This window comes from Streptomyces sp. NPDC101219 (assembly GCF_044767675.1).
In the GTDB taxonomy this organism is placed as follows: domain Bacteria; phylum Actinomycetota; class Actinomycetes; order Streptomycetales; family Streptomycetaceae; genus Streptomyces.
In genome coordinates, this window is sequence record NZ_JBIWOK010000007.1 from 19,226 (window position 1) to 44,325 (window position 25,100).

The following is a 25,100-nucleotide window of genomic DNA, read 5'->3' on the forward strand; positions in this document are numbered from 1 at the left end:
ATCCGGGGGGTGCCCGTCCGTGCGCGGAGCGTGGCCGGGCGCCAGGGCCGCCGGGCGCTGTTACGCTGGTAGCCCGTGGACCGGTGGGCGAGACATCCCCCGAACCGCACCCTCCAGACCGCGACCACGGGAGCCCCGTCTTGGCCATGCCGCCCGCTGCTTTTCGAAACAGCACAGCTTCGACGACCAAGCACATCTTCGTCACCGGGGGTGTCGCCTCTTCGCTCGGCAAGGGTCTGACCGCCTCCAGCCTCGGCATGCTGCTCAAGGCCCGCGGCCTGCGTGTGGTGATGCAGAAGCTGGACCCCTACCTCAATGTCGACCCGGGCACGATGAACCCGTTCCAGCACGGTGAGGTGTTCGTCACCAACGACGGCGCCGAGACCGACCTGGACATCGGCCACTACGAGCGGTTCCTCGACCGCAACCTGGACGGCTCGGCCAACGTCACCACCGGCCAGGTCTACTCGACGGTCATCGCCAAGGAGCGGCGCGGCGAGTACCTCGGCGACACGGTGCAGGTCATCCCGCACATCACCAACGAGATCAAGCACCGCATCCGGCGCATGGCGACGGACGACGTGGACGTGGTGATCACCGAGGTCGGCGGGACGGTCGGCGACATCGAGTCGCTGCCGTTCCTGGAGACCGTCCGTCAGGTCCGGCACGAGGTCGGCCGGGACAACGTGTTCGTGGTGCACATCTCGCTCCTGCCCTACATCGGCCCCTCGGGTGAGCTGAAGACGAAGCCCACCCAGCACTCGGTTGCGGCCCTGCGCAACATCGGTATCCAGCCGGACGCGATCGTGCTGCGCTGCGACCGGGAGGTGCCGACCGCGATCAAGCGGAAGATCTCCCTGATGTGCGACGTCGACGAGGCGGCCGTGGTCGCCTGCCCCGACGCCCGCTCCATCTACGACATCCCGAAGACCGTGCACGGTGAGGGCCTGGACGCCTACGTGGTGCGCAAGCTGGACCTGCCGTTCCGGGACGTCGACTGGACCACGTGGGACGACCTGCTGGACCGCGTCCACAACCCCGACCACGAGATCACCCTCGCCCTGGTCGGCAAGTACATCGACCTGCCCGACGCCTACCTGTCGGTCACCGAGGCGCTGCGCGCGGGCGGCTTCGCCAACCGGGCCCGCGTCAAGATCAAGTGGGTCACCTCCGACGACTGCAAGACCCCCGCCGGCGCGCAGGCGCAGCTCGGGGACGTCGACGCGGTCTGCATCCCGGGCGGCTTCGGCGACCGCGGGGTGCTCGGCAAGGTCGGCGCGATCAAGTACGCCCGCGAGAACCGGATCCCGCTGCTGGGCCTGTGCCTGGGCCTGCAGTGCATCGTGATCGAGGCCGCGCGCAACCTGGCCGGCGTCTCCGACGCGAACTCCACCGAGTTCGACCCGGCGACCGCCCACCCGGTCATCTCCACGATGGCCGAGCAGATGGACATCGTGGCCGGTGAGGGCGACATGGGCGGCACCATGCGGCTCGGCATGTACCCGGCCAAGCTGGCCGAGGGCTCCATCGTCCGCGAGGTGTACGACGACAAGGAGTACGTCGAGGAGCGGCACCGGCACCGCTACGAGGTGAACAACGCCTACCGCGCGGAGCTGGAGAAGAAGGCGGGCATCGTCTTCTCCGGCACCTCCCCGGACGGCAAGCTGGTGGAGTACGTGGAGTACCCGCGGGACGTGCACCCCTACCTGGTCGCCACGCAGGCGCACCCGGAGCTGCGCTCGCGCCCGACCCGTCCGCACCCGCTCTTCGCGGGACTGGTGAAGGCCGCGGTGGAGCGGAAGATCTCGAAGTAACACACCCGGTTGTACGGTTGCCGGGGTGCGAACCTTCAAAAGGGGCGCACCCCGGCCCCGTTTTTCACGCAGGGCACACGCGCGACCGCTGTACGTCGGGAAGGACAGGCATGACCATCAAGGACATCCCGGAGGAGTGGGAGGTCCGGGCGACCGCGACCCCCTTCGTGGGCAACAAGACCTCCGTGCGCACCGACGACGTGGTCATGCCCGACGGGTCCGTGGTCGGCCGTGACTACCAGGTCCACCCGGGTTCGGTGGCCGTCCTCGCCCTGGACGACGCCGACCGGGTCGTGGTGCTGCGCCAGTACCGGCACCCGGTGCGCCACAAGCTGTGGGAGATCCCGGCCGGCCTGCTGGACGTGCCCGGGGAGAACCCGCTGCACGCCGCCCAGCGCGAGCTGTACGAGGAGGCGCACGTCAAGGCGGAGGACTGGCGGGTGCTCACCGACGTCTACACCACGCCCGGCGGCTGCGACGAGGCCGTGCGCATCTTCCTCGCCCGGGGGCTGTCCGAGGCCGCGGGCGACCGCTTCGAGGTCGAGCACGAGGAGGCCGACATGGAGCTCGGCCGGGTGCCGGTGGCGGACCTGGTGCGTGGGGTGCTGGCGGGTGACCTGCACAACAACTGCCTGGTGGTGGGCGTCCTTTCGCTGGTCGCCGCGCGCGAGGGGGACGGTCTGGACGCGCTCCGTCCGGCCGAGGCGCCGTGGCCGGCGCGTCCGTTCGACGCCTGACCCGCGGCGCCGGCCCCTGTGGTGTGACGATCGGCTGATCCGATCGGGGGACGTGTGCGCCGCGCTCCGCACGGAACGTAGCAGAGCGTGAACTAGGCTCTGGAAAACGCCCGATCCGGAGTCCCGGCGGGCTTTGCGCGTGCGGTGGGACGGGAGTGTGGCCCGTGACGGATCAGGTGGTGGACACGGACGGTGTGCGCGTCACCGGGGATGCTGCCGTGCCGGACCGGTTCCTCGGCCGCACCCGCGAACTGAGGGAACTCCGTGCCGACATCGAGCGGGCCGGACTCGACACCCTCTCCGGCCGCAAGGCCCCCCGCGCGCGCGTGCTGCTCATCGCGGGCCGCCCCGGCTCCGGCCGGACCACGCTCGCCGCCGAACTCGTGCGCCAGGTCGCCGACCGCTACCCCGACGGGGTGCTGCACGCCCGGCTGAGCGAACCCGACGGCACCCCCGTGCCCGTGGAGCGCGCGGCGCGCGAACTGCTCGACGCGCTTGAGGTGCCCGCCCCGGCCGGGGCCGCCGAGGACGAGCTGACCGAGGCGCTGCGCGCCGCCCTGACCGGCCGCCGTGCCGTCCTCGTGCTCGACGACGCGGCAGACGCGGAACAGGTCGACGCGCTGCTGCCGGACAGCCCCGACAGCCTGGTCGTCGCGGTGTCCGAGGGCCCGCTGACCGGGATCAGCGACGTCCGCCCCTGCACGCTCGGCGGACTCGACACCAAGTCCGCCGTGGAACTCCTCTCCCGGGCCGCCGGCTCGGTGCGGGTCACCGTCGACCCGCGGGCCGCCGAGAGCCTCGCCGAGCAGTGCCAGGGCCAGCCCGCCGCCCTGGCCGTGGCGGGCGGCTGGCTCGCCGCCCGGCCCAAGGCCGCCGTCGCCGACCTCGCCAAGCAGCTGCACGCGGAGACCGACGAGGGCACCCCCGTCGGCCGCGCCGTGCAGCTGGTCCACGCCGCGCTGCCCGCGCCCGCCGCCCGCACCCTGCGCCTGCTGAGTCTCGCCCCGGCCGGCCTGGCCGACCCGCACATCGCCTCCGCGCTCGCCGGCTGCTCGGTGAGCAGCGCCCGCACCACCCTGGACGACTTCGCCTCCCTCGGCCTGCTGCACCGGGTGTCCTCGCCGCTCCCGCAGTACGAGGTGCCGGGCTGCCTGCATCCCCTGCTGCGCGGACTCGCCGAGGTCCACGAACGGCCCGCCGAGCTCCAGCTGGCCCGCGCCCGCATGCTGGAGCGGACCGTGCGGCTGCTCCAGTCGTGCCGGGCCATCACCGAGACGGACAGCCCCCGCGCCCGGGAGAAGCTGCTCGGCATGCCGCGCTCCCTGCGCTTCCCCCACCCGCGGGCCGCCGCCGACTGGCTGCGGCTGACCAGACCCGCGCTGCTGGCCTCGGCCCGGGTGGCGGTCGGTGACGGGGAGCTGGACACGCTGGCCCGGCGCCTGATGTCCCAGCTGGTGCGGGCCATGGTGGCGCACTTCGGCACCCAGGCCGCCGCGAGCGACCTGTACGGCCTGCACGGCCTGGTCCTGGACGTGGCCGAGCGCCGCGGCCTGAACCGGGAGAAGGCGGCGGCCCTGCTGAACCTGGGCGACCTGGACGCCCGGACCGGACGCACCGCCGACGCCCTGGGCCGCTACCGGGCCGCGCTGGACGCCGCCCGCGCGGTGCGCGACCCGTACGCGACGTGCCGGGCGATGGAGTCCGTGGGCGGCGCGCACCTGGAGCTGGGCGACTACGACCGGGCCTGCGACTGGTTCGGCCGCGCCCTGACCGAGCGGCTCGCGCGCGACGAGCGCGCCGAATCAGCCCGCCTGTACGGCCGGATCGGCGCCGCCCACACCTACGCCGGCCGCTACGGCGAGGCGCAGCGGAACTGGCGGGCCGCGGTTGCCTGGTACCGCAAGAACGGCGATCTGGCCGCCCAGGCCCGGTCCTTGAGCGAGCTGGCCCGGGTGCAGGAGTACGCCGGGCGCCCGGAGGAGTCGCTGCGCACCTGCCGGGAAGCGGTCGAAGGGGCCCGACGGGCCCAGGACGCGCGGCTGCAGGCCGCACTGCACCTGCGGCTCGCCGACACGCTCGAACGCCTCGGGGACCCCGCGTCCGCCGCCGTGCACCGGGGCGTGGCGGAGCGGATGCTGGGAGATGAGGCACCGCAGGACGGTTCAGCTCCGGAACAGACGACCGGAACCTACGAAAGCGCAGAAGTTGCGTCAAAGTTTGATGCAAAAGAAGGCTAGACAGCGAGAAAACCTTCATTAAACTGGCCTAGCCGCACCGTCTTCCGCGGTCTCTCCCGGTGCGCCCGCATGTGCCCGGGTCTGTGTGTCCATGACCCTGATCTCTGAACCGAGGACCGTGATCGACGTGAAGGTCGGCATCCCCCGCGAAGTCAAGAACAACGAGTTCCGGGTGGCCATCACCCCCGCCGGCGTGCACGAACTGGTGCGCCATGGCCACCAGGTCGTCGTCGAGCGCGGCGCCGGAGCCGGCTCGTCGATCCCGGACGAGGAGTACGTCGCCGCCGGCGGCCGGATACTCGACACGGCCGACGAGGTGTGGGCCACCGCCGACCTGCTGCTGAAGGTCAAGGAGCCGGTCGCCGAGGAGTACCACCGGATGCGCCGCGACCAGACCCTCTTCACCTACCTGCACCTGGCCGCCTCCAAGGAGTGCACGGACGCCCTGCTGGAGGCCGGCACCACCGCCATCGCCTACGAGACGGTCGAGCTGGCGAACCGCGCGCTGCCGCTGCTGGCGCCCATGTCCGAGGTGGCGGGCCGGCTGTCCGCCCAGGTCGGCGCCTACCACCTGATGCGGGCCAACGGCGGCCGGGGCGTGCTGCCCGGCGGTGTCCCGGGCGTGCCGGCCGGCCGTGCGGTCGTCATCGGCGGCGGCGTCTCCGGCTGGAACGCGGCGCAGATCGCCGTCGGCATGGGCTTCCAGGTGACCCTGCTGGACAAGGACATCAACAAGCTCAAGGAGGCCGACAAGGTCTTCGGCACGCGCGTGCAGACCGTCGTCTCCAACGCCTACGAGCTTCAGAAGGCGTGCCTGGAGGCCGACCTCGTGATCGGGGCGGTGCTGATCCCCGGTGCCAAGGCGCCCACGCTGGTCTCCAACGAACTGGTCTCGCGCATGAAGCCCGGAAGTGTCCTTGTCGACATCGCGATCGACCAGGGCGGCTGCTTCGAGGACTCCCGCCCCACCACGCACGCCGAACCGACCTTCAGGGTCCACGAGTCCGTCTTCTACTGCGTCGCCAACATGCCGGGCGCCGTGCCGAACACCTCGACCTACGCGCTCACCAACGCCACGCTGCCGTACATCGTCGAACTCGCCGACCGCGGCTGGGTGGAGGCGCTGCGCCGGGACCCGGCGCTCGCCCGGGGCCTCAACACGCATGACGGCAAGGTGGTGTACCGGGAGGTCGCCGAGGCGCACGGCATGGAGCACGTCGAGCTCGCCTCCGTGCTGGTCTGAGCCAGGAGCCGGGATTTCCGGACGCTAAGTCGACCAAGTCACGCGCCGTCAAAGGCGATAGGTCAACCTGCGACGTCAACGCGCCACATCCGGCCGCACCTTGTCCGGCAAGGTGCGGCCGGATGTGTGTATGGTCACTTTGCGATTCCTGGACAACTCGCCTCGAACGTAACGCTTCAACCGATTCGCACACCGGTGAAACCTGCGGTGCGACGGCCGTACGCCCTTGACAGAGGGATGTTTCATTGCCGACACATCGGGCCGGGTCCGGCGGATTGTGTTGCTGTGGACGCCCGACACGCCATAGAGTCGCCAACCGTCGGCATGGTGCCACGCTGACCTGTCTAGAAGTTTCCTGGTCACCAAGGAGGTAAGACGACTTGTGAATGAGTCGACATTTACTCCCGGGGGTGGTCAACCAGGAATGCCTGCACGGGACCGGGGTCCCGCGGGGTTCGCTGCTGTCGGCTCCGTCGCTGTGCGCACCTTCGCAGCCCACCAGAGTCAGCAGACGACTCTCACTGCACACCAGAGCATGGATGGCCATCACGTGAACGCCATGGCCGGCGACGGAAGTGGCGCGTCCCACAACCAGTTCGCCGACTACGACGAACTGCCCGAGGGGCACTTCTACGATCCGGACGCCGAGTACGAGCCCGATCCCGAATACGCGGCCACGCTCGCGCCCGACGCGGCGCGCCAGCGCCGCGAGCGCATCGGCCCGACCGGACGCCCGCTGCCGTACTTCCCGATCCCGGGCCCGCTGACCGACCACGGGCCCGCGAAGATCATCGCGATGTGCAACCAGAAGGGCGGCGTCGGCAAGACCACGTCGACCATCAACCTGGGTGCCGCGCTCGCGGAGTACGGACGCCGGGTGCTGCTCGTCGACTTCGACCCGCAGGGCGCGCTGTCGGTCGGCCTCGGCGTCAACCCGATGGAACTCGACCTCACCGTCTACAACCTGCTCATGGAGCGGGGCATGGCGGCCGACGAGGTGCTGCTGAAGACCGCGGTCCCCAACATGGACCTGCTGCCCAGCAACATCGACCTCTCTGCGGCCGAGGTTCAGCTGGTGAGCGAGGTCGCGCGCGAGTCCACGCTGCAGCGGGCGCTGAAGCCTCTGCTGGACGACTACGACTACATCGTCATCGACTGCCAGCCCTCGCTCGGCCTGCTCACGGTGAACGCCCTGACGGCCGCTCACAAGGTGATCGTGCCGCTGGAGTGCGAGTTCTTCGCGCTGCGCGGAGTGGCCCTGCTGACCGAGACCATCGAGAAGGTCCAGGAGCGGCTCAACCCCGAGCTGGAGCTCGACGGGATCCTCGCCACCATGTACGACTCGCGCACGGTGCACAGCCGTGAGGTGCTCGCGCGCGTGGTCGAGGCGTTCGACGACCACGTCTACCACACGGTCATCGGGCGCACGGTCCGCTTCCCGGAGACCACGGTCGCCGGTGAGCCGATCACCACCTACGCGTCCAACTCCGTCGGTGCCGCCGCCTACCGCCAGCTCGCCAGGGAGGTGCTCGCCCGGTGTCACGCCGAGTGAGTCTGCCCGGAGCCGACGAACTCTTCCGTACGACAGGGGGGATGGCGCTCCAGGCGTCCACGCCCAGGCGTCCGGCGGGCGGTGACGCCCGCGTCCCCGCACCGGCGGGGGAGGGCGACGCGGCCGCGGCCGCCGAGGACGCGCCCCCGTCCGTGCCCGCCCAGGGCGGGGACGGCGAGGGCGCGGAGCACGCGGCGGCCGACGCCCGGCAGGCCGAGACCGGGGAGTCCCGCAGCCGCACGGCCACGGGCCCGGCGGGCGCCACGAGCCCGGCGGGCGCCACGCGCCGGGCGGGCCAGGACGCTCCCGCCGTCGCCCCGCCCCGCAAGCGGGGGAGAACCGCGGCCCGCCGCCCCAGCGGCCGGGAACGCCACGACGAGAAGATCACCGTCTACGTGTCGGCGGAGGAGCTCATGGACCTGGAGCACGCGCGTCTGGTGCTGCGGGGCGAGCACGGCCTGGCCGTCGACCGGGGCCGGATCGTCCGCGAGGCGGTCGCCGTGGTCCTCGCCGACCTGGAGACCCGCGGGGACGCCAGCATCCTCGTGCGACGCCTTCGGGGACGCTAGCGGTAGCCTGCGGGGGCCATGACCTCGAACGACCCTCCCGCCCCCGCCCCGCGTGACCGGCCCCGGCGCCGCCGCGCCCTGGGGCGGGGCCCGGAGGCGGCGCCCGTCGCGGACTCCTCCGGGGGCCCTGCCGACGCCCCGCATCCGGGGGGAGGCGAGGCGGTCCCGGAGCCGCACACACCGCAGCCGGCCCGGATGCCGGAACCGGCACCGGTCGCCGACGGCGCGGCCGGCCCGGACCAGGACCTCACCGGCCTGCTGCCCGCCGCCCCGGCCCCCGGCCCCAGTGACGATCCGGGTCCGGGTACCGGCGCCACGCCGGCCGGGCCGGAGGGAGACGCGGCGTCCCCCGGGCCGGAGGCACCGCCGGCCCGGATGCCGGAACCGGCACCGGTCGCCGTCGGCGCGGCCGGCCCGGACCAGCACGTCACCGGCCTGCTGCCCACCGCCCCGGCCCCCGGCCCCAGTGACGATCCGGGTCCGGGTACCGGCGCCACGCCGGCCGGCACCGAGGCCGCTGCGACGGCTCCCGCCCAGGCCACCGGGCCGGTGGGGGACCGCCCGCCGGGCTCCGGGCCCGTACCCGACGCCCCCACCACCGGCGCCGCGCCGGAGGCCGTGCGCCCCGGCCCCCCTCCCGCGCCCGCCCGGGCGGCCACGCAGCACACCGTGGGCGCGGCCCGGGCCGTGCCGGACGGGACTGTGGAGCCCGGCGCGCCGTACGACGGTGCGGGGCCGGAGCACGGTGACGTCGCACCCCGGAACGGGCCCGACGGCCCCGTACCCGCGTCACCGGCGCCGCTGGGCGACGCCATCGGTGACGGCGGTGAGGGTGCCGCGGCGGGGGAGGAGGCCGACGACGGGCGGTTCACCGTCCGGCTGGCCAACTTCGAGGGGCCGTTCGACCTGCTGCTGCAGCTGATCGCCAAGCACAAGCTGGACGTCACCGAGGTCGCGCTGTCCCGGGTGACCGACGAGTTCATGGCGTACATCCGGGCGCTGGGGCCGGACTGGGACCTGGACGAGACGACGGAGTTCCTCGTCGTGGCGGCCACCCTGCTGGACCTCAAGGCGGCCCGGCTGCTGCCCGCCGCCGAGGTGGAGGACGAGGCCGACCTCGCCCTGCTGGAGGCGCGGGACCTGCTGTTCGCCCGGCTGCTGCAGTACCGCGCGTACAAGCGCATCGCGGAGATCTTCAGCGACCGCCTCGACGCCGAGGCCCGGCGCCACCCCCGCACCGTCGGCCTGGAGCCGCACCACGCCGAGCTGCTGCCCGAGGTGGTCATCAGCATCGGCGCGGAGGGCTTCGCGAAACTGGCCGTCAAGGCGATGCAGCCCAGGCCGAAGCCGCAGGTGTACGTCGACCACATCCACGCGCCGCTGGTCAGCGTGCAGGAGCAGGCCGGGATCGTGGTGGCGCGGCTGAGGGAGCTCGGGGAGGCCAGCTTCCGCGCGCTCGTCGAGGACACCGACGACACCCTCACCGTGGTGGCCCGCTTCCTGGCCCTGCTGGAGCTGTACCGGGAGCAGGCCGTCGCCCTGGACCAGGAGAGCGCGCTGGGCGAGCTGACGGTGCGCTGGACCGGGGGCGACGGGGACGCCGACCCGGCCGTCACCGACGAGTTCGACCGGCCGCCCGAGCAGGCCGCGGAGGGCCAGAAGGAGGAGAGCACGGCATGAGCGACGACGACACCACCGCCGGGCACGGCGGCGCGGCAGGAGTGCCCTCCGTCGGGGACCTCGACCTCAAGCCCGCCCTGGAAGCCGTCCTCATGGTCGTCGACGAGCCCGCGACCGTGGAGCACCTGGCGAAAATACTGCAGCGTCCCACGCGCCGGATCGCGGACGCGCTCGCCGAACTGGCCGACGAGTACACCTCCCAGGGCCGCGGGTTCGAGCTGCGGCTGGTCGCGGGCGGCTGGCGCTTCTACAGCCGCCCGGAGTACGCGGCGGCCGTCGAGGGCTTCGTCCTGGACGGCCAGCAGGCCCGCCTCACCCAGGCCGCGCTGGAGACCCTCGCGGTCGTCGCCTACCGCCAGCCGGTCAGCCGGAGCCGGGTCTCCGCCGTCCGCGGAGTCAACTGCGACGGTGTGATGCGCACCCTCCTGCAGCGCGGTCTGATCGAGGAGGCGGGCACGGAACCCGAAACAGGTGCGATCCTGTACACGACGACGAACTACTTCCTGGAGCGAATGGGCCTGCGCGGTCTGGACGAGCTCCCGGAGCTCGCGCCGTTCCTGCCGGAGGCGGAGGCGATCGAGGCCGAGACCCAGGAAGGCGTGCCGTCGTTCGATCCGGATGCCCCGGACCCGGACGACGGTCCCCAGACGAACACGACGACGACGGACATTTGATGCGAAGCAGCGGCAGCGGACACAGCGGCGGACGCGGTAACCACCGTGGTGCCGGCAACAACAGGGACCAGAAGCAGGGGCAGGGCCGCCCCCGCAAGCCCCGCCCCGAGGAGCGCCGCTACGACGTGGGACCTGGCGCCACCAAGGACGGGCCGAAGGCCGGGCGGGGCGGCGGCGCGAAGCCGCAGAAGGGCCGCGGCCGTCCGGCTCCGGCCCGCTCGCGCGAGTACGAGACGCGGATCGAGGAGCGCAACCGCGAGCGCTACGCCGGGAAGAAGCAGGTGAAGCTGCCCAAGACGTTCCCCGGCGCGGAGCAGGAGGGCGAGCGCCTGCAGAAGGTGCTGGCGCGCGCGGGCTACGGCTCCCGGCGCGCCTGCGAGGAGCTGATCGACCAGGCCCGGGTCGAGGTCAACGGCGAGATCGTGCTGGAGCAGGGCCGACGCGTCGACCCGGAGAAGGACGAGGTCAAGGTCGACGGCCTGACCGTGGCCACGCAGTCCTACCAGTTCTTCGCGCTGAACAAGCCCGCCGGTGTGGTGTCCACGATGGAGGACCCGGAGGGCCGGCAGTGCCTCGGGGACTACGTCACCAACCGTGAGACCCGCCTCTTCCACGTGGGCCGGCTGGACACCGAGACCGAGGGCGTCATCCTGCTGACCAACCACGGCGAGCTGGCGCACCGGCTGACCCACCCCCGGTACGGGGTGAAGAAGACCTACCTCGCGCACATCGTCGGACCGATCCCGCGCGACCTGGGCAAGCAGCTCAAGGACGGCATCCAGCTGGAGGACGGCTACGCGCGCGCCGACCACTTCCGGGTGGTCGAGCAGACCGGCAAGAACTACCTGGTCGAGGTGACCCTGCACGAGGGCCGCAAGCACATCGTGCGGCGCATGCTCGCGGAGGCCGGGTTCCCGGTCGACAAGCTGGTGCGCACCGGTTTCGGGCCGATCACCCTGGGCGACCAGAAGTCGGGCTGGCTGCGGCGGCTGTCCAACACCGAGGTCGGGATGCTCATGCAGGAGGTCGAGCTCTAGGCGCGTCCGCCCCGAGCGCCGAGGCGCGGCGGGCGCGGACCAGGAAGTCCTCCACCCGGCGGCGGTCCGGTTCCGCCGGGAGGGGGCTGCGGTGGACGGCCTCCTCCGCCTCGCGCTCCAGGCGGGTCATCCGGGCCTCCACCTCGGACCAGGGCACCTCGCCCCGCTTCACCGCGAGCAGGGCCTCGCGCTGTTCGCCCACGTCGAGGGTGAGCGTGCCGGTGCGCAGCAGGTCGCGGGCGGCGGTCAGCAGGCGCAGCAGATGCATCGCGTGCTTCCAGCGCGGGGCGCCGTGCGTGCGCACGCCGGCCTCCAGCCGGCGCCGCTGCGCGCGGGCGTACCCGGTGTACGTGCCGTGGACCCGGCGGGACAGGAACGCCCCGCGCAGCGCCAGCAGTTCGCGCCCGGTGGCGTCGGCGTACTCCACCAGCGGGGAGTGCAGGCACTCCAGGATGCCGGGGTTGGCGCGCAGGGCCAGGCCGAGGAAGCGTTCCAGTTCCCAGGCGAACTGCTCCTCGGCCGGGCCCTCGACGTGCGTCGGCGGCTTCTCGAAGCGCCAGAACAGGGCGGTGGGGGCGAGGAACACGCCCCGGCGGTCGGTGTCGCTGTCCTCCGTCGCCAGACCGAAGGCACGCGACCCCATCACGCAGGCGTAGATCGTGTGGTCACGGACCAGGGTCTCGGGAAGCATCCCGGGAGCGTACGCCGACCGCTCACGCCGTGCGGATCGAATTTCCGTCCACGGTGATCCGCTCCTCGGGGAGCGGCCGGGTGGCCGGCCCCTGCTCCACGGAACCGTCGGTGATCCGGAACCGGCTCCCGTGGCACGGGCAGTCGATGGTGCCGTCCGCCACCGTCGACACCAGGCAGTTCTGGTGGGTGCAGACCGCCGAGAACGCCTTGAACTCGCCCGCCGTCGGCTGGGTCACGACGATCTTCTCGTCCTTGAGGACGGTGCCCCCGCCCACCGGGACGTCCCCGGCCGGCACCAGTTCCCGGCCGCCGGGAGCGTCCGGGCCCGAGGTGCTGGTGACGGTGGCGGAACCGGTGTCCCCGCCGTCGCCCCCGCCCCCGCCGCAGGCGGCGGTCAGCGCCGTCGCTCCGGCCGCTCCGGCGGTGAGGAGAACCGTGCGTCGCGTCGCGTCATGAGTCATGTCGGCACTCCGTGCGATGTGGGGGGTGTGGGGCCCGGCGGGAGGCGCCGGGACGCGCGTACGCCGGGAAAGGCCGACGCCCTGTGCATCTTTCCACCGAAGAATCCGAAGGTGAAGCAAATCCGGACGAACGCGCACACACCGCGTCTCTCCGTCCGTCTCAGCGGGCGGGCGCCGGACACCCGAGCCGCCCGCCGTGACTAGGCTGGACGACCGAACAGCCGATACGCACGTCAGCAAGGAGCACCGTCGTGGCGGTACGAGCGGTCCGGGGCGCCGTCCAGCTGGAACGGGACGAAGCCGGACACATGGAGGAGCAGGTCGGCGCGCTGCTGACCGCCCTCCTGGAGCGCAACGGTCTGACCACGGACGACCTCATCAGCATCTGGTTCACGGCCACCCCCGACCTGCACAGCGACTTCCCCGCGGCAGCCGCCCGCAAGCTGGGCATCGTCGACGTGCCCCTCATCTGCGCCCAGGAACTCGACATCGAGGGGGCCATGCCGCGCGTCGTGCGCATCCTCGCCCACATCGAGTCCGACCTGCCCCGCTCCGACATCGCCCACGTCTACCTCGGCGCCGCGGCCGCCCTGCGCAAGGACATCGCCCAGTGAGAACCGCACTCGTCATCGGCACCGGGCTCATCGGCACCTCCGCCGCCCTCGCCCTCACCCGGCGCGGCGTCACCGTGCACCTGTCCGACCACGACCCGGAGCAGGCACGCACCGCGACCGCCCTCGGCGCCGGCACCGACCAGCCCCCGGACGGCCCGGTCGACCTGGCGATCGTCGCCGCACCGCCCGCCCACGTGGCCGACCTGCTCGCCGACGCCATCCGCGAAGGAGTCGCCGGCGCGTACGCCGACGTCGCCAGCGTCAAGGGCGGCCCGCGCCGGGAACTGGAGGCACGCGGCCTGGACCTGTCGGCCTACATCGGCACCCACCCCATGTCGGGCCGCGAGAAGTCCGGCCCGCTGGCCGCCAGCGCCGACCTCTTCGAGGGCCGCCCGTGGGTGCTCACCCCCACCCGCGACACCGACACCGAGGTGCTGAACCTCGCCCTGGAGCTGGTCTCGCACTGCCGTGCCCTGCCGGTCGTCATGGACGCCGACGCGCACGACCGCGCCGTGGCCCTCGTCTCCCACATGCCCCACCTGGTGTCCAGCCTGGTCGCCGCCCGCCTGGAGGACGCCGAGGAGTCCGCCGTCCGGCTGTGCGGGCAGGGCATCCGGGACGTCACCCGCATCGCCGCCTCCGACCCCCGCATGTGGATCGACATCCTCTCCGCCAACCCCGGCCCGGTCGCGGACCTGCTCACCGACCTCGCCGGCGACCTGGACGAGACCGTCCGCGCCCTGCGCGCCCTGGAGTCCGCCGACGAGGACAAGCGGCAGGACGGCGTCCTGGGCATCCGGGACGTGCTGCGCCGCGGCAACGCCGGCCAGGTCCGGGTGCCCGGCAAGCACGGCACCGCGGCGCGCGTCTACGAGGTCGTCGCGGTCCTCATCGACGACCAGCCCGGCCAGCTGGCCAGCATCTTCGCCGACGCGGGCCGGGCCGGCGTCAACATCGAGGACGTCCGCATCGAGCACGCCACCGGACAGCAGACGGGCCTGGTGCAGCTCCTCGTGGAGCCCAGGGCCGCCCCCGTCCTCACCGCGGCGCTGCGCGAGCGGGGCTGGGCGATCCGGCAGTGACCGGTCCCGCGGACGACGGGCCGGTCGGAGGGCATCCGGTGAGCCAGTAACCTTGTGCGGGGCCCTCTCGCGCCCCCGCACCCCTCTCCAGCGCACCAGGAAGGTGTTCCTCCGTGGAAAACGGCGCCGCCCGCCCCGTGATTGTCGCCATCGACGGTCCCTCCGGCACGGGCAAGTCGAGCACGTCGAAGGCCGTGGCGGCGCAGCTCGGCCTGAGCTACCTGGACACCGGCGCCCAGTACCGGGCGATCACCTGGTGGATGGTGACCAACGGCATCGACACCGACGACCCGGCCGCGATCGCCGCCGCCGCGGGCAAGCCCGAGATCGTCTCCGGCACGGACCCGAAGGCCCCGGCCATCACGGTCGACGGCACGGACGTGGCCGGCCCGATCCGCGAGCAGGACGTCACCGCCAGGGTGAGCGCGGTCAGCGCGGTGCCCGAGGTGCGCACCCGGATCACCGAACTGCAGCGCGCGATCGCCGCCGCGGCGGTGACCGGCATAGTCGTCGAGGGGCGCGACATCGGCACCACGGTGCTGCCGGACGCCGACCTCAAGATCTTCCTCACCGCCTCCCCGGAGGCGCGGGCCGCCCGCCGCAGCGGCGAACTCAAGGGCGCCGACGTCCAGGCCACCCGCGAGGCGCTGATCAAGCGCGACGCGGCCGACTCCAGCCGCACGACGTCCCCGTTGGCCAAGGCGGACGACGCGGTCGAGGTGGACACCACCGAGCTGACCCTCGAGCAGGTCGTCGAGTGCGTCGTCACCCTCGTCGAGGAGAAGCGGGCGGGGAAGTGACCGACGTCCCCTCGGCGCGGGGCGCCGAAGTCGGGCGGCGCATCGGCGTCGGTCTGATGTACGGGCTGTTCAGACCGCGGGTGCTGGGTGCCTGGCGGGTGCCCGCGACCGGCCCGCTGATCTTCGCCGTCAACCACTCCCACAACATCGACGGACCGATGGTCATGGGCGTGGCGCCCAGGGCCACGCACTTCCTGATCAAGAAGGAAGCGTTCATCGGTCCGCTCGACCCCTTCCTGACCGGGATCGGCCAGCTCAAGGTGGACCGGCACACCACCGACCGCACCGCGATCTCTCGCGCCCTGAGCGTGCTGGAGAACGGCGGCGCCCTCGGGATATTCCCGGAGGGCACCCGGGGCGAGGGCGACTTCGCCGCGATCCGGGCCGGGCTCGCCTACTTCGCCGTGCGCGGCGCGGCGCCGATCGTGCCGGTGGCGGTGCTGGGAAGTTCCGACCGGCCCGGACGGCTGGTCAAGGCGCTGCCCCCGCTGCGCTCCCGCGTCGACGTCGTCTTCGGCGACCCGTTCGAGGCCGGCGACGGAAGCGGCCGGCGCACCCGCAAGGCCCTGGACGCGGCCACCGAACGCATCCAGAAGCAGCTCACCGCGCACCTGGAGAACGCGCGGCGCCTCACCGGGCGCTGAGCGACACTGAGTAGTGGCGTGCCCGTGACCGGGCGCGCCACCGACCACCACGATGAACGACGAGGTACGGACTTCATGAACGACCACATCCAGCCCGACGGCTCGGACGCGCACGAGGGCGCGCCCGAGCACGACCACGGGGCGCTCGGCGACGCCGAGTACGCGGAGTTCATGGAGCTCGCCGCGGAGGAGGGCTTCGACCTCGAGGACGTGGAGGGCGCCATCGAGGCCGCCGGACACGGCCCGCTGCCCGTGCTCGCCGTCGTAGGCCGCCCCAATGTCGGCAAGTCGACCCTGGTGAACCGCATCATCGGCCGCCGCGAGGCGGTCGTCGAGGACAAGCCCGGCGTCACCCGGGACCGTGTCACCTACGAGGCCGAGTGGGCCGGCCGCCGCTTCAAGGTCGTCGACACCGGCGGCTGGGAGCAGGACGTCCTCGGCATCGACGCCTCCGTCGCCGCGCAGGCCGAGTACGCCATCGAGGCCGCCGACGCCGTGGTGTTCGTGGTGGACGCCAAGGTCGGCGCCACCGACACCGACGAGGCCGTCGTCCGGCTGCTGCGCAAGGCCGGCAAGCCGGTCGTGCTGTGCGCCAACAAGGTGGACGGCCCGAGCGGCGAGGCCGACGCCTCCTACCTGTGGTCCCTCGGCCTCGGCGAACCCCACCCGGTGTCCGCCCTGCACGGCCGCGGCACCGGCGACATGCTGGACCAGGTCCTTCAGGCACTGCCGGAGGCGCCCGCGCAGACCTTCGGCACCGCCGTGGGCGGCCCCCGCCGGGTCGCCCTGATCGGCCGCCCGAACGTGGGCAAGTCCTCGCTGCTGAACAAGGTCGCCGGCGAGGAGCGGGTCGTCGTCAACGAGATCGCCGGCACCACCCGCGACCCCGTCGACGAGCTGATCGAACTGGGCGGCAAGACCTGGAAGTTCGTCGACACCGCGGGCATCCGCAAGCGGGTCCACCTCCAGCAGGGCGCCGACTACTACGCCTCGCTGCGGACCGCCGCCGCCGTCGAGAAGGCGGAGGTCGCCGTCGTGCTCATCGACGCGGCCGACTCCATCTCGGTGCAGGACCAGCGGATCGTCACCATGGCCGTCGAGGCGGGCCGCGCGCTCGTCCTGGCGTTCAACAAGTGGGACACCCTCGACGAGGAGCGCCGCTACTACCTGGAGCGGGAGATCGAGACCGAGCTGGGCCAGGTGGCCTGGGCGCCGCGGGTCAACGTGTCCGCGCGCACCGGACGCCACATGGAGAAGCTGGTGCCCGCGATCGAGACGGCCCTGGCGGGCTGGGAGACCCGGGTGCCGACGGGCCGGCTCAACGCCTTCCTCGGCGAGCTGGTCGCCGCCCACCCGCACCCGGTGCGGGGCGGCAAGCAGCCGCGCATCCTGTTCGGCACGCAGGCGGGCACCCGGCCGCCGCGGTTCGTGCTGTTCGCCTCCGGCTTCATCGAGGCGGGCTACCGGCGCTTCATCGAGCGCCGGCTGCGCGAGGAGTTCGGCTTCGAGGGCACGCCGATCCACATCTCGGTGCGCGTGCGGGAGAAGCGCGGCCGCAACAAGTGATCCGCCCGCCCGCGGATGCGCGGACATGACGAAGGGGCGGCCCCCAGGGGCCGCCCCTTCGCCGTGCTGCGGTCAGGCGCCCCTGCGGGGGGCCGGGGGAAGCCCTGCCGGGACGTGCCGCATCCCGCCCGCGTGCCGGCCGACGGGTCCGACGCGTTGCCACTGCGGCTGCTGCCCCGCACTGCCGGCGCCCGCGCTGTAGGAGCTGTCGCCCTGCGGTCCGCCGGGGTACTCGAAGCCCGGTCCGCCGTACGAACCGGAACCGTGCGGGATGCTCCCGAAGGCGGTGAAGCCCAGCTTCTCCTCGCCGCTGCGGTCGCCCGGCAGCGAGCGGAAGGACTTGACGTACTCGGCGTAGAGGGCGTCGTAGATCGGCGTGGCCGAAGGGCCGCTCCGGATGTCCTGCGCCGGTCGTGCGGGGGCGGGGAGGGCGGGGCGGCGGGGAGCGTCGTATGCGTGCACATCTCTCCAAACGACCTGGTGCCGCAAGGGATGCGGGCACCGGGCGGCTTTCGCCGCCCGCCCCTGCCGCGCGCCTCTCAGGTGCCGGCGAGCGGCAGGGCCGCCGCGACCAGCCGGCCGTTCGCCGCCGCCTTGTCCAGCGCGTCGCGCAGCAGGTCCTCGCGCGGCTGCCGGCCGATGGAGCCCGCCGGGGCGGCGAACATCAGGACCTGCTGGTGCTTGTTGGCGGCCGTGCGCCAGCCCTCGGTGACCTGGAGCGGCTGGTGCGCCTGCCACCAGGCCACCGGCTGGCCGCCGTTGGGGTTCGGCTGGAGCACCGCGTGCAGCTGGCCCACGGCCAGCAGCACCGACCAGCCGTGCAGCACGTGCGGCGCCGCCGACAGGTCGGCGACCTGCTGGAAGCCCTGCTCGACGAGCAGCGGCAGGAAGTCGTCGCCGGGGCCGAGGGAGCCGGGCCGCGCGACCGGCGCGGTCGGCTCGACGACGAGGGCCGGGTGCAGTTCGCCGGAGATCAGCACCAGCCCGCTGGTCACCCCGAGCACGGCCTGCTCCGGGGCGACCTGCTGCGGGATCTGCTGCGGCGGCGCCGCGGAGTCGCCGGAGATGGACCGCACCGCCCCGCGGAGCTGGTCCTCGGTGACCTGCACGACCTGGGAGGGCAGGCAGGTGGCGTGGGCGAAGGCGAGGACGGCGGTCTCGTCGCCGATGAACAGGACGGTGCTGGTGCGCTCCTGCTCCGGGTCGCCGGGGGTGCGGCAGGACGTGCAGTCGTAACCGCCCTGGGCGGACCCTCCGGTGAGCAGACGGTCGGCTTCTTCGTCGCCGATCTCGGCGCGTACCTCGTCGCTGACGTCGAGCATGCGCGGCACGGGTGGCTCCCTCGGGATGCGGTGCGTGGCCGGACCGGGTGGCTCCCGGCCCGTGGTCCGGGTGGGTCCCCGGCTCATGCAGAAGACAACGGGCGATCCGTGGCGGGAGTCACGCTCCGGGAGCAACCGAATCGAACCATCCGGCCCGCACGGTGCCGTCGGGACCGGAAGCCCGCGTTCCTTGTCAACCGCCCCGCGGAGCGCGGCTGTTGCGCGGGCCGGGCAGGTCGCGGGCCCCGGCGGGGGGAGGTCGACAAATCAGGAAATCGGCGAATGAAGAGGGTGGCTGAAAATCGCCGGTCCGCGTCGAGGTGTGCCACGACCGGCGTCCCCGCCCCGACCGGATCGAGGACAGTACCCGTCCGCGAGGACCGGCAGACTGGCCCCATGGTGGAGACCTCCGCACGTCTGCTGCGCCTGCTGTCCCTGCTCCAGACCCGCCGCGAGTGGTCCGGCGCCGACCTGGCCGGCCGGCTGGGGGTCAGCGCCCGCACCGTCCGCCGGGACGTCGACCGGCTGCGCGGTCTCGGCTACCCCGTCGACGCCGAACCCGGCACCGGCGGCGGCTACCGGCTGGGCGCGGGCGCCGAACTGCCGCCGCTGCTGCTGGACGACGACGAGGCCGTCGCCGTGGCCGTGGGGCTGCGCACCGCCGCCGGACACGGCATCGAGGGCATCGGCGAGACGTCCGTACGGGCGCTGGCCAAGCTGGAGCAGGTGCTGCCGCACCGGCTGCGCCGCCGGGTGGGCGCCCTGAACGCCGTCACCGTGCCGATGCTGCGCGGGCCGCGCGAGGACGCCGTCGACCCGGCCGTGCTGACCGAGCTCGCCCACGTGTGCAGGGACGCCGAACGCCTGCGGTTCGCCTACCGGGACCACGACGGCGCCGAGAGCCGCCGCACCGTCGAACCGCACCGGCTGGTGTGCTCCGAGCACCGCTGGTACCTGGTCGCCTGGGACCTCGACCGCGCGGACTGGCGCACCTTCCGCGTGGACCGGATCGTGCCCAGGCCGCCGCACGGGCCGCGCTTCGTGCCGCGCGACCCGCCCGCCGAGGATCTGGCCGCCTACGTCTCGCAGGGCGTGTCCACGCGCGCGTACGCCACGCACGCCGTGCTCCGGCTGCTGGTCCCGCTGGAGGAGGCCGCGCGGCGCGTGTCCCCGAGCACGGGGACGCTGCGGGCGGACGGCCCGGACCGCTGCGTCCTGCGCACCGGGGCGGCGAGCCCGGAGGTGATGGTGATGCACCTGCTCATGCTGGGCTTCGAGTTCGAAGTGCTCGAACCGGCCGAGCTGACCGGGGCGATCCGGGCGGCGCGCGACCGGCTCGCCCGCTCCCTCGCCCGCGGCGGCCCCGCACGGCCACCGGAGATCTGAAGAAGGTGTGAAAAAAGCGTGCATTCCCTGTGCGGTGATTCCGCTATCGCCTTTCGCGTGGCCGCGTGCGGGTGCGGTGAAAATGCCGTCCGGCGCATTCCGCGGCGTATTCGGTGCACCGCTTCGGGAGGGCCCGGCGGGCCGCGCGGGAATTCCGTGCGCATACCTGCGGAGGAGGGACAGGACCGCCCGTCCGTGTGACGGCCGTCGGGGCAAACGCCGGTCATGATCCTGTGACAGAAGTGTGACCCCCCACGGGTGTCGTTCAGGCGTTCCGGGGACGGACTTCCGTGCTCACCGGGCAGGGCATAGCGTGACCGTATGGCATCCCTCCCGACACCTCCCGCGGAACCCGACGACAGCCCGGACGCCTATGTCGGTCTCGACGCCGGCCGGGCCGAGCACCGCGCGCGCGAGCGCGGCTGGTCCACCGTGCGGGCCCTGCCACCCGGCGCGATCATCACCATGGAGTACCGCGTGGGCCGGCTGAACTTCGAGGTCCGGGACGGCCGGGTGGCGCGGGCCTGGAAGGGCTGACGCGCCCGGCGACGACATGGCGACGGCCCCGGCTCCCGCGCGTGAGGCGCGCGAGCCGGGGCCGGTGCACGGAGACGGACCGTCCGTCAGGGGCGGGTCGCCGACGTGGTGCCGCGCGGGTGCCGCTCGGTGTGCGGCGGGCGTCTGCTGCCGGCCGGGGTGACCGGGCTGCGCTCGGCGCGCGTGGTGTGCGGACCGGGTGCCAGATAGACCGGTGTCCGGGCGGCCGGACGGCCCGCCGGGACGGGAGCGCCCTCGCGGTCGGTGAGCGGGCGGACCACCACCGGCGGCGTGCCCACGGCCCGGCGGCGCCCCGCCCTGAGCCCCCAGCGCTCGCGCAGGCGGTCCCGCAGACCCAGAATGCGGGCCTCGGCGCGCGCGATCATCGGCTCGAACCAGGGCAGGGCCAGCAGGATCAGCAGGCCCGCGACCCAGCCCAGCAGGACGTCGCTCAGCCAGTGCGTACCGAGGTAGACGGTGGCCATCCCCACGCCGAGCGAGGTCACCGCGGACAGGGCGGACAGCCAGCGCCGGGCCCGGGGGGTGGAGGCCAGGTAGGCCAGGATGCCCCAGGTCACCACGGCGTTCGCGGTGTGACCGCTGGGAAATATATCGCCGCCGAGCCACATCTCGTTCGAGCCGACCTCGGTCGCGTAGTGCGGCCCGAGGCGTCCCATGCCGTACTTCGCGGCGCCGACGGTGACGTTGAGGAGCAGCAGGGAGACCCCGAGCGCGAGCAGCGGGCGCAGGGTGTGCTGGCGCCAGGAGCGCCAGCCGAGCCAGGCCGCGACCATCACGGCGGTCGGGCCGCGCTGGCCGAGCACCACGTAGTAGTCGACGAAGGCGTGCAGCTCCGGCCACTGCTGGTAGGGGCGGAAGAACATCACCTGCCAGTCCAGCCGGACCAGCCAGGAGGTGATGACGACGGCCCACACGATCGCCAGGTAGAAGGCCAGGGTGGCGCCGAAGAGCACCACCCGGTGCCGGCTCATGCGCGGCACGTCGATGTGGGCCGGTCGTTCCGGCTCACGATCCAGCCTCGCGAACACCCGGTCCAGACGGGTGGGCTTCCGTTCGGTACGCACCCGATCGACGTTACAGCGAGTGAGCGGTGAACCCCGTCGAATCAGTGGGGTTGTGATGACGATGTGATGTGGGATTCCTCTCAGGAAGGGCTATCCGGCAAGCGAATCCAAAAAGGCCGGACGCTGTGGCCTTTCTTTCTTCTGATCATTTGGAGTGACGGTTTTTCCGCGCTTATCAATTCGTTCATCCGGGACCCGCGCGGAATTGCTCCGGAGGTCACGGCGGACCGGAGCGCCCACGGCGGATCCGGGCGGTCACGGCGGACCCGAGCCGTTCAGCCAGAAGGCGCCGTACACCGCCGACACCACCGCGAGAGATCCCAGCACCGCCGCCGACCTGGGCGTACGCAGCCGGGCCAGCCCCAGGGCGAGGGGCAGCAGCAGGGGGAAGGCGGGCAGCAGCAGGCGCGGTTTGGAGCCGAAGTAGCTCGACGCGCACAGGGCGAGCGCGGTCACCACCCCCGCGTACACCAGCAGCGCGAGCGGCTGCCGCTGCCGTACGCACACCCCGTACAGCCACAGCAGGAGACCCACCCCGGCGACCAGTGCGAGGCCCGCGGGGACCGTCGGGAGGGCGGTGAACTTCTCGCCCGTGAAACGCGCGAAGGCGTAGCCGCCGTCGAAACCGTTGCGCCAGCCCGCCTGTACGTCGAGATATCCCAGCGGGCCCCCGCCGGTGCGGTGGCCCACCCACAGAACGTAACCGGCGGCCCCGAGCGGGGCGACGGCCATGCCCAGCAGCACCGCGGCCCGGTCCCGGGGCGGGGACCGGTCCGCCGGGTCCGCGCGCCGCTCCCGCAGCAGGGCGGCAAGGCCCGCCGCCCACACCGCCGCGACCACCGCGAGGCCCACCGGCCGGGTCAGCCCGGCGCACCCCGCCAGCAGGCCCGCCGCCACCCAGCGGCCGGTCAGCACCGCGTACAGCGACCAGGCCGCGAGCGCCGTGAACAGGGACTCGCTGTAGGCCATCGACTGCACGATCCCGACGGGCAGCGCCGCCCACAGCAGCACCGCGCACACCCCGGCCCGCGGCCCGTACAGCCGTTCGGCCACCGCGAAGATGCCCCCGGCCGCCGCGAGCGAGGCCAGCACGCTCACCAGGAAGCCGCCGTCGGCGTACGACAGCGGGGAGACCGCCTCCACCAGCCGCTCCAGCCACGGCAGCAGCGGGAAGAAGGCCAGGTTGGAGTGCACGTCCCCGTTGGGCAGGCGCACCTCGTAGCCGTAGCCCAGCTCGGCCACGCGGGTGTACCAGAGCGCGTCCCAGCGGGCGGTCAGCAGCGTGTACGCGCTCGTCCCGCGCGCCGCGCTCCACAGGGCCAGCACCAGCAGGCCCAGGGCGCGGACGGCCGCGTAGCCGAGCAGTGCGGGGGCCGCCCGGCGCAGCAGGCCCGGGCGGGCCGGCCCGGCGCGCGTGTCGAGATCGTTCACGGGCCGATTATCGACCGGGCACGGAACCGCACCGCCCCGCGGGGCGTGTGAGCAGCCGGGGAGAGTGGTGTACGCCACACGGATTCGCCGGTTGTGTGAGAGACCCGCCACTCGATACCGGCTCGTCCTCGCGTACGCTGACGTGTCACTCGCCATTCGTTGCGCGGGCCGGGGACCTTCCGCTCCTCCCCGGCCGAGTCACGGGGAGTCCCCCACCCCGTGTGCCCGCCGAACGCGAGGGAGCATCTGGGAGGTACGTACATGTCCGGGACGACCACGGCCGCCTCCGCGCTGCGCCGTCGGGCGACCGGGGCCGGTGCCAACCGCTGGGTGGTACTGGTCGTCCTCTGCGCCAGCCTGCTGCTCGTCGCCGTCGACGCCACCGTCCTGCACGTGGCGGTGCCCGCCGTCACCGAGGACCTCAGGCCCGGTGCGATGGAGCTGCTCTGGATCGTCGACGCCTACCCGCTGGTCTGCGCCTCGCTGCTGATCCTGTTCGGCACGCTGGGCGACCGCGTCGGGCGCAGACGCGTCCTCCTGCTCGGTTACACCCTGTTCGGGCTCGCCTCCGGCTTGGCGGCTCTCGCCGACAACGGCGCGGTGCTCATCGCCGCCCGGGCGCTGCTCGGCGTCGGCGGCGCCATGATCATGCCGGCCACGCTGTCGATCCTGCGGCAGGTCTTCCCGGAGCGCCGCGAACGGGCGCTCGCCATCGGCATCTGGAGTGCCGTCGCCGCCGTGGGCGCGGCGGTCGGGCCGCTGCTCGGCGGTTTCCTGCTGGAGCACTTCTGGTGGGGCTCGGTCTTCCTGGTCAACATCCCGCTGATGCTGGTGAGCCTTCCGGTGGGACGCCTGCTGCTGCCCGAGTCGAAGGGCGACGGCAGCGGCCCCTGGGACCTGCTCGGCGCGCTGATGGCGGCCGGCGGACTGTTCGCCGTGGTGCTCGGCGTGAAGCGGCTCGGCGGCGCGGAGACCGCGGGCAGCGTGTGGACCGTGCTGCCGCTGCTGGCCGGCGGTGCCCTGCTGGCCGCTTTCGTGCGACGCCAGCGGCGCCGGACGCATCCGCTGGTCGACCTGCACATGTTCGCCCGTCCCGCGTTCAGCACGTCCGTGGGCTGCATCGTGCTGGCGATGCTCGCCCTGGTGGGCCTGCAGCTGATCGCCGCGCAGTACCTCCAGCTGGTGCTCGGACTGTCCCCGCTGGAGACCGGCCTCAGGCTGCTGCCGCTGACCTTCGCGGCGATGGGCGCGGGGCTCGCGGGCGCCAGGATGCTGCGCCGGTTCGGCCCGCGCCGCATGGTCAGCGCGGGCTTCTGCCTCACGGCCGCCGCGGTGGTGCTCCTGACCGCGATGGGCGGCCACGACAACTGGCCTCTGCTGCTGGCCGGCTTCGTCCTGCTCGGCTTCGGCCTGGAGACCACCCTGTTCGGGGCGTACGAGTCGATGCTGAGCGACGCGCCCCCGGACCGGGCCGGCGGTGCCGCCGCCATCGGCGAGACCTCCTACCAGCTCGGCGCCGGCATCGGCATCGCGCTGCTCGGCAGCGTCATGAACGCCGCCTACGCGCCCGGCCTGAGCGGCGTGCCCGGAGTGCCCGCCTCGGCGACCGCGGCGGCGAGCCACTCCCTGGGCGAGGCCTACGAGGTGGCCGCCCAGCTCGGCGGCCCCGCCGGGGTCGCCCTGCGGCACGCGGCACGCCACTCCTTCGTGCACGGACTGCACGTGACCCTGCTGGTGAGTGCGGGTCTGCTGCTGCTGGGCGCCGTGATGGCGCTCCGGCTGCCCCGGGTCATGAGCTGCGAGGCCGGTACCGAACAGCCCGTCCCGGCCGTCCCCGCGCCGGCCGCACCCGCCGGTAAGGGGCCCGCCCCCGACCTGCCCTCGCCCCGGGGGGCCACGGCCCCGCGGATCGACGAGCTGAAGGTCTGACCGGTGG

Annotated in this window: 23 protein-coding genes; 17 read left to right on the forward strand and 6 right to left on the reverse strand. The window is 73.2% G+C overall.

Features of this window, described 5'->3' with window-relative positions; genetic code table 11:
• Positions 1-146: 146 nt before the first annotated feature.
• The 9 genes from ACIRPP_RS15275 (at position 147) to ACIRPP_RS15315 (ending at position 11,543) form a co-directional block, all read left to right on the forward strand.
• Complete coding sequence (locus ACIRPP_RS15275) at positions 147-1,814, forward strand: CTP synthase (protein WP_403643045.1); 1,668 nt, start codon at positions 147-149, stop codon at positions 1,812-1,814.
• A 110-nt stretch (positions 1,815-1,924) separates the two neighbouring features.
• Positions 1,925-2,551 (forward strand): NUDIX domain-containing protein, encoded by a 627-nt coding sequence (locus ACIRPP_RS15280; protein ID WP_403642239.1) that lies wholly within the window; start codon positions 1,925-1,927, stop codon positions 2,549-2,551.
• A 164-nt stretch (positions 2,552-2,715) separates the two neighbouring features.
• On the forward strand, positions 2,716-4,788 hold the full coding sequence (locus ACIRPP_RS15285; RefSeq protein WP_403642242.1) for a tetratricopeptide repeat protein: 2,073 nt from the start codon (positions 2,716-2,718) through the stop codon (positions 4,786-4,788).
• A 118-nt stretch (positions 4,789-4,906) separates the two neighbouring features.
• Positions 4,907-6,031, forward strand: coding sequence for an alanine dehydrogenase (ald, locus tag ACIRPP_RS15290; protein WP_403643048.1), 1,125 nt, complete (start codon positions 4,907-4,909; stop codon positions 6,029-6,031).
• A 424-nt stretch (positions 6,032-6,455) separates the two neighbouring features.
• Entirely contained in the window at positions 6,456-7,583 is a 1,128-nt protein-coding gene (locus ACIRPP_RS15295) for a ParA family protein (RefSeq protein WP_164334293.1), read from the forward strand.
• Positions 7,568-8,152 carry a hypothetical protein gene (locus ACIRPP_RS15300; protein WP_403642245.1) on the forward strand — a complete coding sequence of 195 codons (585 nt, stop codon included), beginning with the start codon at positions 7,568-7,570 and terminating at the stop codon, positions 8,150-8,152. Before ACIRPP_RS15295 ends, ACIRPP_RS15300 begins: the two co-directional genes overlap by 16 nt.
• Before the next feature lie 18 nt (positions 8,153-8,170).
• Positions 8,171-9,832 (forward strand): segregation/condensation protein A, encoded by a 1,662-nt coding sequence (locus tag ACIRPP_RS15305; protein WP_403642248.1) that lies wholly within the window; start codon positions 8,171-8,173, stop codon positions 9,830-9,832.
• Positions 9,829-10,506, forward strand: coding sequence for an SMC-Scp complex subunit ScpB (scpB, locus tag ACIRPP_RS15310; RefSeq protein WP_403642251.1), 678 nt, complete (start codon positions 9,829-9,831; stop codon positions 10,504-10,506). Before ACIRPP_RS15305 ends, scpB begins: the two co-directional genes overlap by 4 nt.
• Positions 10,506-11,543, forward strand: coding sequence for a pseudouridine synthase (locus tag ACIRPP_RS15315; protein ID WP_164337513.1), 1,038 nt, complete (start codon positions 10,506-10,508; stop codon positions 11,541-11,543). The genes scpB and ACIRPP_RS15315 overlap by 1 nt, the downstream gene beginning before the upstream one ends.
• On the opposite strand, the gene ACIRPP_RS15320 is transcribed toward ACIRPP_RS15315, so the two are convergent.
• Positions 11,521-12,234, reverse strand: coding sequence for a DNA polymerase beta superfamily protein (locus ACIRPP_RS15320; RefSeq protein WP_403642254.1), 714 nt, complete (start codon positions 12,232-12,234; stop codon positions 11,521-11,523). The two genes, ACIRPP_RS15315 and ACIRPP_RS15320, sit on opposite strands and share 23 nt — an antisense overlap.
• A gap of 22 nt (positions 12,235-12,256) precedes the next feature.
• Positions 12,257-12,697 carry a Rieske (2Fe-2S) protein gene (locus ACIRPP_RS15325; protein WP_403642256.1) on the reverse strand — a complete coding sequence of 147 codons (441 nt, stop codon included), beginning with the start codon at positions 12,695-12,697 and terminating at the stop codon, positions 12,257-12,259.
• A gap of 251 nt (positions 12,698-12,948) precedes the next feature.
• On the opposite strand from ACIRPP_RS15325, the gene aroH reads away from it, so the two are divergent.
• The 5 genes from aroH to der all read left to right on the forward strand — a co-directional run bounded on the left by aroH (position 12,949) and on the right by der (position 17,403).
• A complete protein-coding gene (gene aroH, locus ACIRPP_RS15330; protein ID WP_164345106.1) occupies positions 12,949-13,311 on the forward strand; it encodes a chorismate mutase in 363 nt (120 codons plus the stop codon).
• Complete coding sequence (locus tag ACIRPP_RS15335; protein ID WP_403642258.1) at positions 13,308-14,393, forward strand: prephenate dehydrogenase; 1,086 nt, start codon at positions 13,308-13,310, stop codon at positions 14,391-14,393. Before aroH ends, ACIRPP_RS15335 begins: the two co-directional genes overlap by 4 nt.
• A 113-nt stretch (positions 14,394-14,506) precedes the next feature.
• Positions 14,507-15,193, forward strand: coding sequence for a (d)CMP kinase (gene cmk, locus ACIRPP_RS15340; protein ID WP_403642260.1), 687 nt, complete (start codon positions 14,507-14,509; stop codon positions 15,191-15,193).
• Entirely contained in the window at positions 15,190-15,837 is a 648-nt protein-coding gene (locus ACIRPP_RS15345; RefSeq protein WP_403642263.1) for a lysophospholipid acyltransferase family protein, read from the forward strand. Before cmk ends, ACIRPP_RS15345 begins: the two co-directional genes overlap by 4 nt.
• Positions 15,838-15,912: 75 nt before the next feature.
• Positions 15,913-17,403 (forward strand): ribosome biogenesis GTPase Der, encoded by a 1,491-nt coding sequence (gene der / locus ACIRPP_RS15350; protein ID WP_403642265.1) that lies wholly within the window; start codon positions 15,913-15,915, stop codon positions 17,401-17,403.
• A 72-nt stretch (positions 17,404-17,475) separates the two neighbouring features.
• Here the strand turns inward: der and ACIRPP_RS15355 are convergent, their stop codons facing one another.
• Together ACIRPP_RS15355 and ACIRPP_RS15360 are read right to left on the reverse strand one after the other, a co-directional pair.
• Positions 17,476-17,865, reverse strand: a complete 390-nt coding sequence (locus ACIRPP_RS15355; protein WP_403642268.1) for a hypothetical protein — start codon at positions 17,863-17,865, stop codon at positions 17,476-17,478.
• Between the two features lie 77 nt (positions 17,866-17,942).
• A complete protein-coding gene (locus ACIRPP_RS15360) occupies positions 17,943-18,734 on the reverse strand; it encodes a hypothetical protein (protein WP_403642270.1) in 792 nt (263 codons plus the stop codon).
• A 387-nt stretch (positions 18,735-19,121) separates the two neighbouring features.
• On the opposite strand from ACIRPP_RS15360, the gene ACIRPP_RS15365 reads away from it, so the two are divergent.
• A complete protein-coding gene (locus ACIRPP_RS15365) occupies positions 19,122-20,111 on the forward strand; it encodes a helix-turn-helix transcriptional regulator (protein ID WP_403642272.1) in 990 nt (329 codons plus the stop codon).
• Between the two features lie 321 nt (positions 20,112-20,432).
• Positions 20,433-20,648, forward strand: coding sequence for an I78 family peptidase inhibitor (locus ACIRPP_RS15370; RefSeq protein WP_403642274.1), 216 nt, complete (start codon positions 20,433-20,435; stop codon positions 20,646-20,648).
• Between the two features lie 86 nt (positions 20,649-20,734).
• Here ACIRPP_RS15370 and ACIRPP_RS15375 read toward each other — a convergent pair whose 3' ends face one another.
• Both ACIRPP_RS15375 and ACIRPP_RS15380 read right to left on the reverse strand, forming a co-directional pair.
• Complete coding sequence (locus ACIRPP_RS15375) at positions 20,735-21,733, reverse strand: phosphatase PAP2 family protein (protein WP_403642277.1); 999 nt, start codon at positions 21,731-21,733, stop codon at positions 20,735-20,737.
• A 255-nt stretch (positions 21,734-21,988) separates the two neighbouring features.
• On the reverse strand, positions 21,989-23,164 hold the full coding sequence (locus ACIRPP_RS15380) for a glycosyltransferase family 39 protein (RefSeq protein WP_403642280.1): 1,176 nt from the start codon (positions 23,162-23,164) through the stop codon (positions 21,989-21,991).
• A gap of 261 nt (positions 23,165-23,425) precedes the next feature.
• Between ACIRPP_RS15380 and ACIRPP_RS15385 the strand changes: the two genes are divergently transcribed.
• Positions 23,426-25,093 (forward strand): MFS transporter, encoded by a 1,668-nt coding sequence (locus tag ACIRPP_RS15385; protein ID WP_403642283.1) that lies wholly within the window; start codon positions 23,426-23,428, stop codon positions 25,091-25,093.
• Positions 25,094-25,100: the final 7 nt, after the last annotated feature.